Origin of the sequence: uncultured Thiodictyon sp. (assembly GCF_903828115.1) — a bacterium.
Lineage (GTDB): Bacteria > Pseudomonadota > Gammaproteobacteria > Chromatiales > Chromatiaceae > Thiodictyon.
This window is the reverse complement of sequence record NZ_CAIKKU010000139.1, coordinates 1-5,774: the sequence shown is the minus strand read 5'-3', so window position 1 is coordinate 5,774 and position 5,774 is coordinate 1. Positions and strand designations below refer to the sequence as shown.

The following is a 5,774-nucleotide window of genomic DNA, read 5'->3' as shown; positions in this document are numbered from 1 at the left end:
TCGCCTGCTTTCGCGCCTACGCATCGACACGCCCGTTACCGTTCGCGCCGCAAGGCTCGATACTGGGCTCGCGGCTCACGATTACCCAGGTGGGATTTCCACCCACTAGACTACGCGACATTGCCAAGCCGCACTGTCCCCTATTTCCCCCTATTTCCGCGGTCCCCTATTTCCGCGCCGGGAAACCGTGGTCTGTCCCCTATTGTCCCTCTATTGTCCCTACGCCGGAGGGCATTCTCTTGCGTTTCTTGGTTCTGGAATTAAGTAGACTGTCCCCGGAACTCTGTTACTCTGGAACTCTGGAACTCTCGACGTGACATCGGCATCGCTAATTTCTACAATGGCTTGCGATAACCTTTTACTTCGTAAGACGAAAGCGGGAAATTTGAATACTTTACTTGATTTGCTTGATTGCCGCCCAAGAGCCGAATGTGCGACGGAGACAACGATACGAAGAAACCGACGTGAAATCCAGAGGACGACCCGGTCGCTTGAGTGAACCCCGGCGTCTTCTTCTTTATGACAACAATCGTACCCGGTGTAGGACTCGTTACCTCCACCCCCCAATTCAACCAGCTCTTTGCAGCAGCGCTATTAGTGCCGCTTCGGCCCGATTGCTTTATTACCCAATTAACAAATGACGAACACCAAGGTGTTTCATCATCTGTTGCTTTCAGCGTAGTTGTTTGGTGGTACTCCACAATCCGAGCATTATGCTGTCCCGGTAACAAGTCCTCATGCACTCCAAGTTCGGCGATTGCAATATCCATCCAGGGAGCAGACGATGCCACAGGCGCAGCAATCGGAACCGAAATAGATTTCAGGCCAAGAGCTGCGCGTGTTTTCGGACCCACTTGCCCATCAGGTGTTAGACCTTTCCCTTTCTGAAATGCTATAACTGCCTGATGTGTGCGTTGCCCAAAATGGCCGTCTACCCGTAGGTTCGGACGAGGTGTTAAGAGTGAATTCAATAGTAATTGAAGCTTCCGCACTTCCGCTCCACGGTCATTCAGCTTGATACTTGGCATGGTATTTTCCTTTGAAGATTCATTCATCAACAAATGCTTGTATGAATCGCCAACCATCCGACGTTAGCTCAAAGACCCATGTGCCGACGCGAAATTGGTTCTCGTATGCATTGCAGAATGAGGGCGAGAGAGAAGTAGCGGTGTTAAGCAGCCATTTCATCGTTGTCGGAGTGGGAGACATTCCCGGGTCTGCTTCTAACAGCGAGGGAAAGAGCTTGTGGAACTCCTCACGGAGAATCGTCCTCTTGGTGTTCTCGTCCAGTATTCCCCTAACTTCAAACGGGAAACTACTCAAATTAACAATCGTTGACAGATCATTTTGAAGTACCGCATTGCGGAAAGTCTTCCAATACTGTTCCGCACTTGCGTTGCAGGCAGTCTCGGCCGACATAGCTGAGAGCGTATGTAGTCCAAACAACACAAGAATCGCAAACTGGCTAGCAATAACAGAGATCGCTCGTTGTTGCATTTTCAACCTACCTTTCTTCTGATGCTATATCAATGCGGTTACCGTGCATCCGCCTCAGCCGTAGGGACGCCGGTTGCCCGGCGCCCCCGGCGCAGTCCCGGACGTGCAGTTTTCCCGCATCCGGTTCCTCGGTTGTACTCGCTTTCGCGCGAGCAAGGTCATGCAAACACCGGTGGTGCGGCTGGCTTCTCGGTGATACGGGGCCGGGCAATTCCGAGTTTCTGCAAGGCGCGGTTGAACGCCGGCCAAGTGAAACTCTTACGCTTGCCGCCGCGCCGATTCAGCCATTTGAACGCACTCTCGACGGCGATTTGAAAGAAGCGCCACAGGTCGCGCGAGTTGCCCCGCAGACCATAGTAATTGTAGTGCCCCAGCAGCCGCCGGTTCAACCCTTTGATAAATTCCCTGCCCGGCAGATGCCGGTGACTCTTGATCCAGTCCGTAATCCGCCCAATTGCGCCATGAAGCTTCTTGCGCGCGGTGCGACGCATGACCTGGGGCGTGCCGTTGCGGTCCGGAAACCAGAACAACTCGAAACCCAGGAAGGTGATGCGCCGCTTCATGCTCGGATGAAAGCGGCTAAAACGCAAGACCTGCGTTTTCTCAGGGGCCACTTCCAGGCCGAACTTGGCCAGCCGTTGCGACAGCGCTTTGAAGAACCGCTGCGCATCGGCGCCGAAGCGGAAGGCGCAGACGAAATCGTCGGCGTAGCGGCACAGGAGAACCTCGCCCCGACAGCGGGGTCTGACCACATGCTCAAACCAGAGGTCCAAGGCGTGGTGCAGGTAGAGGTTAGCCAGTACTGGCGAGACGATTCCCCCTTGCGGGGTCCCTGTTTCGGGCTGGAGCACCGCTCCATCGGTGTCTAAAATCCCTGCCTTGAGCCATTTGCCGATGAGATCGAGAAAGGCGCGGTCGTCGATCCGTCGACTGAGCATTCGCCGCAACCAGTCGTGGTCGATGTGCTCGAAGAACCCCCGGATATCGGCTTCCACCAGGTAGCCGAATTTGCCGATCGTCAACGTCACGCTGAGATCGCGCACCGCGTCCTTGGCGCTCCGACCCGGGCGGTAGCCATGGGAGCAGTCGAGGAAGTCTTCCTCGTAGATCGCCCCCAATAACTTGGCACAGGCCAGTTGTACGAGTTTGTCTTCCAGCGCCGGGATGCCCAGCGGCCTTTCTTTTCCATTCTCTTTAGGGATGTAGACGCGCCGGACGAGCTTCGCCCGGTAGCGCCCCGCTTTCACACGCTCCGCCAGGTCGGCGATATTGCCTTCCAGATTGGTTGCGTAAGTCTCCGCCGTCAGCCCATCGACGCCGCTGGCCGCATCCTTATTCAAGCCGTGCCAGCAGTGCATCAATAACTCGGCATTTACCTCGTGGTAGAGATTGCGAAAGCGATGGTGTTTGCTCTCTTTTGCTCGATTGGCTATTGCCCGCAGTGAGGTTGGCTCATGTTTACCCGATCCTGCATGTCCGGCATGAGTTTCCTGTGTGGGCTGCGTACTTCCGTCGGGTCCTTCGCCATGTAACGGGCTTTCCCCGTCGCCGACTACTATGCCCGATAAGACACCCCGTTGGTATTCGGCGGACTCCCGCCTGCCTGGTTGTTCCATGCCCGCTGACTCCACCCGAGCGCACGCCGTGTCAGGGTTCATCACCCGTTCGTGTCCCAGCCCAAACAGTTTCATCATTGTGCTTCATCCAGGAGCCTTCGGGGCTTCCCGAGTTCTCCGACGTCTCTCTTTCTGCATACCATGGCCTGAGGACTCCGGCGGACCTCGACACCCCAGCCACTGCGGGTGCTTCGTATTGCCTTCCAGGACGTTAAAACTGTCGGCATCCGCAACAAGCCTATTTCGAAGCTGTACCAGCACTTCAGGGAACGCGATTTCCACTACGGTCTACAGAATGCTCTGTGTACGCTTGCCCTGCAATGTTGTTCGCGGCTTACGCCACTCCGCAGCAGGACCAACACTCGATACGGGCGGACAGCTAACCCTTACCCGACGGGGACTTACACCCCGCAAGAGACGCCGAGCTTTGCTCGGCGCGATAACGACCGGCCTAAAGCGGCGCGCGCCCCTGATGACGCTGCACGCTAGCACGAGGCCCGTGGCGCGCGCTCGCTTTTAAGGCCGCTTGTTAGCTTCCGGAGTTCCTAAAATGTACTTCGGGCCGGGGTTTAATACTGGCCGCTCTGATAGTTTCTCGCGCTCGCGAAGTGCCGCCACGATTTTTCTTAAATCATGCCCGTAGGTTGCGGCGTGCTGCTGGCGGTACTTTCGCACTTCTGCAACGATAGGATCTTCAATCATGAGAATTGCCTCCAAGTTCTTCGGGCGAGCAAAGCTGAGGGCACACATAGCCAAAAGATTCTACAATCTTGACAATTTGCAGCTTTGTTTCAGCGTTATTAATATGCTTGAAATTCCAGGTAAGCAAATACTCCACACCCTGGGTTGCCGCAATTGCAATATGAAGTGCGTCTTCTTCGCTGCCTTTCGGAATGGCGCCTTTTTCTATCAGGTTCTGGGCTAATTCAACTGCGTTCTCAGCAATAACCAAACTAGGGATACCTGCGACGAAATCAAGCCTACGAACTGCGGCAGAAGAATCGCCACGGCTAATCTCTTCTTCAACAAGCGCGGAAATTCGTAGTTCAAAGCGTTGTCTTTCGTACTGCCACCAATCTTGAGAGATTGCTTGGCGACCAGCGATCACAACGTCCCGACTGGGCCGCGCTGTCAGATAGCTGATCACGGATGTTTCGATATAGACAAGAGATGTCAAACTGGGGGTCTCAGTTGCGTGTAACTGCGGAAGTTAGCGACCGCCCCAAAGCGCAAGCTTGCGCTTTGGGGCCGTCGCTAGCCTTGTGATTCTCGATACAAGCGAACCGTTTCATTATACTTCTCTAACAGCGCTCGAAGAAATTCAGAAGTGTCAATGTCTTCTGCTGTTGTGTTGAGGAAACCATCAAGCAGTTCCTTCAGTGAAGGCTGTAAAGTGGCTCCAAATGAATCGGCAATATCCTGAACGGTTTCCTTTGGGATTGAAGCGAACAATTCATAAGCTTCCTCAGTAGCTTCTTCTATTTCTTTATCTCTCAATTTGTCTTTGCGGCGGCCGAATGCCTCGAAAATCTTATGGACGTGACTGCCACCGCTGGATTCTTCCAGCGTCGCCATGTGAGTCTGAGGCGCTGGGGCATAAGGCGAATAAACGAGGACATCTTTGACGTTTGGCCCGAGGACTCGAAGTTTCCACTGAGCAAATGTCTCTCCTATCTTTTTTAGGGAGTTGACTTTTCCCAAGGATTTTCCGGAATACGTGATCAAAACTCCGTGCTTCTTTAGCACGTTGTAGCAGACGGACTGCCGTGTTACCACGAGATGTGCCCCTATTTAACCTAACGTGAAGTCTAAACCGGCGCGCGCCCCTGATGAGCTAGCCAATTAGCACGACACCTGTGGCGCGCGCTCGGTTTTGAGACAGAGGTTAGGCTCCTATTCATCCTCGCGGAAAGAACTCGAGCCTGGCCCCTTATTCCCTTATTCCCGCCTTATTCCCGCAGCGCGTTCAAGGTTGCTTTGGGCTATGGCGTCAGCAAACGCTCCCAAAAAGACGGCTATGAAACCCATCATTCCTCCCATAACGAAGAAGTCCGTTAGTTCCATTGATGCACCGTTCGCGGCTGTTTGAAGCACGGGTACAGTCGACCCGAAAATCAACACAAGTATGAGAGTTACCAGCCAAGGAATAACGAGCTGAAAAGCAAGGCGAGTTAATCCCGGGATATTCTCACCACGTCGCATTCGGCCCCAAATTGCCAGACTGCTGGCTGACTCTATTCCTGCGCCAACGCCGATTGCGATGAACCACCAAACGCCTCGTACGGCAATCTCTCCAGGGGCGATTCCATCCGGGGTTGAGTGGATAAGTATCCAGATAAACATCGCAATTGCTGCGAGGAATGGAACTCCGGCGCCTGCGATTGCTCCGATTAAGATGAGCCGATTCATGCTTGGTTGCGTCTTAGTGTGCATCGTGTTCGTAGTCTCTGCGGGCGAGTAGCCTAACGTGCGGCGTTAACCAGCCAGCGAACGAGCGAGAGCGAGTTCGCTGGTCTGCGTTGAACGCCGCGCTAGATTCACGGACTTTCGGGTCACACAGACGCCTGTTGCTCGGCTGGCGCGCGCCAAGGGCGGCTGAAAAAATTCGTTCCGTACGAATTCCGGGGACAGTTTACTTAATTCGTTCTCTGAGTCGGCGGA

The 5,774-nt window shown here is 54.2% G+C and carries 7 protein-coding genes; all 7 read right to left on the bottom strand.

All coding sequences use genetic code 11. The features are described 5' to 3' along the window. Positions 1–335: 335 nt before the first annotated feature. The 7 genes from QZY48_RS05270 to QZY48_RS05240 all read right to left on the bottom strand — a co-directional run bounded on the left by QZY48_RS05270 (position 336) and on the right by QZY48_RS05240 (position 5,522). Complete coding sequence (locus QZY48_RS05270) at positions 336–1,055, bottom strand: TIGR02594 family protein (protein ID WP_295428669.1); 720 nt, start codon at positions 1,053–1,055, stop codon at positions 336–338. Continuing rightward, the gene (locus QZY48_RS05265; RefSeq protein ID WP_295428666.1) at positions 1,048–1,497 is read right to left on the bottom strand and encodes a hypothetical protein; all 450 of its coding nucleotides are present in this window, start codon (positions 1,495–1,497) and stop codon (positions 1,048–1,050) included. Before QZY48_RS05265 ends, QZY48_RS05270 begins: the two co-directional genes overlap by 8 nt. A gap of 158 nt (positions 1,498–1,655) precedes the next feature. Beyond that, entirely contained in the window at positions 1,656–2,855 is a 1,200-nt protein-coding gene (gene ltrA / locus QZY48_RS05260; RefSeq protein ID WP_295428664.1) for a group II intron reverse transcriptase/maturase, read from the bottom strand. 774 nt (positions 2,856–3,629) lie between these two features. After that, complete coding sequence (locus tag QZY48_RS05255; RefSeq protein ID WP_295428661.1) at positions 3,630–3,815, bottom strand: hypothetical protein; 186 nt, start codon at positions 3,813–3,815, stop codon at positions 3,630–3,632. Continuing rightward, complete coding sequence (locus tag QZY48_RS05250) at positions 3,808–4,290, bottom strand: type II toxin-antitoxin system VapC family toxin (RefSeq protein ID WP_366929637.1); 483 nt, start codon at positions 4,288–4,290, stop codon at positions 3,808–3,810. The genes QZY48_RS05255 and QZY48_RS05250 overlap by 8 nt, the downstream gene beginning before the upstream one ends. 77 nt (positions 4,291–4,367) lie before the next feature. Further along, the gene (locus QZY48_RS05245; RefSeq protein ID WP_295428656.1) at positions 4,368–4,688 is read right to left on the bottom strand and encodes a hypothetical protein; all 321 of its coding nucleotides are present in this window, start codon (positions 4,686–4,688) and stop codon (positions 4,368–4,370) included. A gap of 363 nt (positions 4,689–5,051) precedes the next feature. Beyond that, entirely contained in the window at positions 5,052–5,522 is a 471-nt protein-coding gene (locus QZY48_RS05240) for a hypothetical protein (RefSeq protein WP_295428655.1), read from the bottom strand. Positions 5,523–5,774 lie beyond the last annotated feature (252 nt).